Source organism: Nocardia sp. NPDC060220, from assembly GCF_042727815.1.
Lineage (GTDB): Bacteria > Actinomycetota > Actinomycetes > Mycobacteriales > Mycobacteriaceae > Nocardia.
Genome location: NZ_JBHWZY010000867.1, coordinates 1 through 2,839 on the forward strand (window position 1 = coordinate 1; position 2,839 = coordinate 2,839).

Here is a 2,839-nt window from a genome sequence, read left to right on the forward strand (position 1 = left end):
TGTCGGTGGTGATCGACGCGTGCGGCATCGCGGCGCGCACCTTGTCGATGATGCCGAGGAAACGCTCCTTGCGGTAGGAACGGCGCATCGCTTTCAGCACCCGATCCGAACCCGATTGCAGCGGCATGTGCAGCTGCGGGCAGACGTTCGGGGTAGCCGCCATCGCCTCGATCACATCGTCTGTGAACTCCGCGGGATGCGGGGAGGTGAACCGCACGCGTTCGAGGCCCTCGATCTGTCCGGTCGCGCGCAGCAGCTGCGCGAACGCGCCACGGTCGCGCGGCTGCTCGGGATCGACGAAGTTCACGCCGTAGGAGTTGACGTTCTGTCCGAGCAGGGTCACTTCCAGCACGCCCTGGTCGACCAGCGCCTGCACCTCGGCGAGCACGTCTCCGGGACGGCGATCCACTTCCTTGCCACGCAGTGCGGGCACGATGCAGAACGTGCAGGTGTTGTTGCAGCCCACCGAGATCGACACCCAGCCCGCGTACGCCGACTCCCGCTTGGCGGGCAGCGTCGACGGGAAAGCCTCGAGCGATTCGAGGATCTCCACCTGCGCCTGCTCGTTGTGCCGGGCCCGCTCGAGCAGCACCGGCAGCGAACCGATGTTGTGGGTGCCGAACACCACGTCGACCCACGGCGCCTTGCGCACCACGGTCTCGCGATCCTTCTGCGCCAGGCAGCCGCCGACGGCGATCTGCATGCCGGGGCGCCCCTGCTTGACCGGGACCAGCTGACCGAGCGTGCCGTAGAGCTTGTTGTCGGCGTTCTCGCGCACCGCGCAGGTGTTGAACACCATCAGATCGGGCGTCTCTCCGGTGGCGGCCTTGACATAGCCCGCGTCCTCGAGCAGCCCGGACAGGCGTTCGGAGTCGTGCACGTTCATCTGGCAGCCGAATGTGCGAACCTCATAGCTGCGCTGCGCCACAGAGCTGTGCTGCGTCGCGCCCTCAGTCGCGTCCTGAACCGTCGAATCCACCTGTCCAGGGTACGGGCAGCCCTGAGTGTGATGCGCGTCACGGTTGCGTTCGCGCGATAATACGCAAAGGTAACGGGCAGCCGCCGGGTTACCAGCAGGTGTCGTTTCGGCGTGCCGTCACGGCATGTCTTCGAAAGCCGGGCAATTCTCCAGAATGGACATAAGGTTTCTGACCATGACCGACGACGCCGCACCCGCGAACGGGAACGCCGACGCCGCAGCCACCACCGCTGCTCCGCCGATGATCTCGATGCGCAACGTGGACAAACACTTCGGTGAGCTCCATGTCCTGCGCGATATCCACCTCGAAGTGCCCCGTGGGCAGGTCGTGATCGTCCTGGGCCCGTCGGGTTCGGGGAAATCCACCCTGTGCCGCACGATCAATCGCCTCGAACCGATCGACTCCGGTGACATCGCCATCGACGGCGTCGCACTGCCCGACGAGGGCAAGGCTCTCGCCGCGCTGCGCGCCGAGGTGGGCATGGTGTTCCAGTCGTTCAACCTGTTCGCGCACAAGACCATCCTCGAGAACGTGATGCTGGCGCCGACGAAGGTCCGCGGGAAGAAGAAGGACGAGGCGCGCAAGCACGCCCTCGCCCTGCTCGAGCGGGTCGGCATCGCCAACCAGGCCGACAAGTACCCGGCCCAGCTCTCGGGCGGCCAGCAGCAGCGCGTGGCGATCGCCCGCTCACTGGCCATGGATCCCAAGGTCATGTTGTTCGACGAGCCGACCTCGGCGCTGGACCCCGAGATGGTCAACGAGGTGCTCGACGTGATGGTGGCGCTGGCCAAGGAAGGCATGACCATGCTCGTGGTCACCCACGAGATGGGCTTCGCCCGCCGTGCGGGCGACCGCGTGCTGTTCATGGCCGACGGCGAGATCGTCGAAGACGCCGCGCCCGAAACGTTCTTCACCGCACCGAAATCCGAACGCGCCAGGGACTTCCTCGGCAAAATTCTCAGTCACTGACTCGCAGCACCATTGTCACAAGGAGAAGGAAACCCATGAGGATCAATCGTGCGATGCGCGTCGGAATCGGCGCAGCGGCACTGGTATTGGCAGCCACCGTCACCGCGGCCTGTGGTGGCGGTGACAACAAGTCGGCGCTGGACAACGCCAAGGACGGCAAGCTGACCATCGGCATCAAGTTCGACCAGCCGGGTCTGGGCCTGCGCAATACCGACGGCACCTACAGCGGCTTCGACGTCGACGTCGCCAAGTACGTCGCCGACAAGCTCGGCGTGAAGCCGGAGAACCTCACCTTCAAGGAATCGCCGTCGGCGCAGCGCGAGACGCTGATCGAGAACGGTCAGGTCGACCTCGTCGTGGCCACCTACTCGATCAACGACAAGCGCAAGGAGAAGGTCGATTTCGGCGGCCCCTACTACATCGCGGGCCAGGACCTGCTCGTCCCGGCCGCCAACACCGACATCACCGGCCCCGATTCCCTCTCGGGCAAGAAGGTCTGCTCGGTGAAGGGCTCCACCCCGGCCCAGAACATCGAGAAGAACTACCCGCAGGCGCAGCTGCAGACCTACGACACCTACTCGCTGTGCATCGAGGCGATGCGTAGCGGCGCGATCGACGCGGTCACCACCGACAACGTCATCCTGGCCGGTTACGCCGCGCAGTCGCCGGGCACCTTCAAGCTGGTGAACAAGCCCTTCACCACCGAGAAGTACGGCATCGGCCTGAAGAAGGGCGATTCGGAGCTGCGCGGCAAGGTCAACGACGCCATCCAGGCGATGATCGATGACGGTTCGTGGAAGGCCTCGCAGGAGAAGAACTTCGCGGGTACCGGTATCGCGGTGCCCGCACCGCCGACCGTCGACCGCTACTGATCAACCACTGACCATCGG

Annotated in this window: 3 protein-coding genes; 2 read left to right on the top strand and 1 reads right to left on the bottom strand. The window is 65.2% G+C overall.

The window, feature by feature from the left end:
• On the bottom strand, positions 1-886 hold an 886-nt coding region (locus ACFWF3_RS30945; protein ID WP_379317254.1), incomplete at its 3' end, for a MiaB/RimO family radical SAM methylthiotransferase.
• A gap of 334 nt (positions 887-1,220) precedes the next feature.
• Here ACFWF3_RS30945 and ACFWF3_RS30950 point away from each other — a divergent pair.
• Together ACFWF3_RS30950 and ACFWF3_RS30955 are read left to right on the top strand one after the other, a co-directional pair.
• Entirely contained in the window at positions 1,221-1,949 is a 729-nt protein-coding gene (locus tag ACFWF3_RS30950; RefSeq protein ID WP_378655486.1) for an amino acid ABC transporter ATP-binding protein, read from the top strand.
• A 35-nt stretch (positions 1,950-1,984) separates the two neighbouring features.
• Entirely contained in the window at positions 1,985-2,821 is an 837-nt protein-coding gene (locus tag ACFWF3_RS30955) for a glutamate ABC transporter substrate-binding protein (protein WP_378988538.1), read from the top strand.
• Positions 2,822-2,839: the final 18 nt, after the last annotated feature.

Coding starts and splice junctions, on each gene's coding strand:
- ACFWF3_RS30950 (WP_378655486.1), top strand. CDS start 1,221: ATGATCTCGATGCGCAACGTGGACAAACACTTCGGTGAGCTCCATGTC.
- ACFWF3_RS30955 (WP_378988538.1), top strand. CDS start 1,985: ATGAGGATCAATCGTGCGATGCGCGTCGGAATCGGCGCAGCGGCACTG.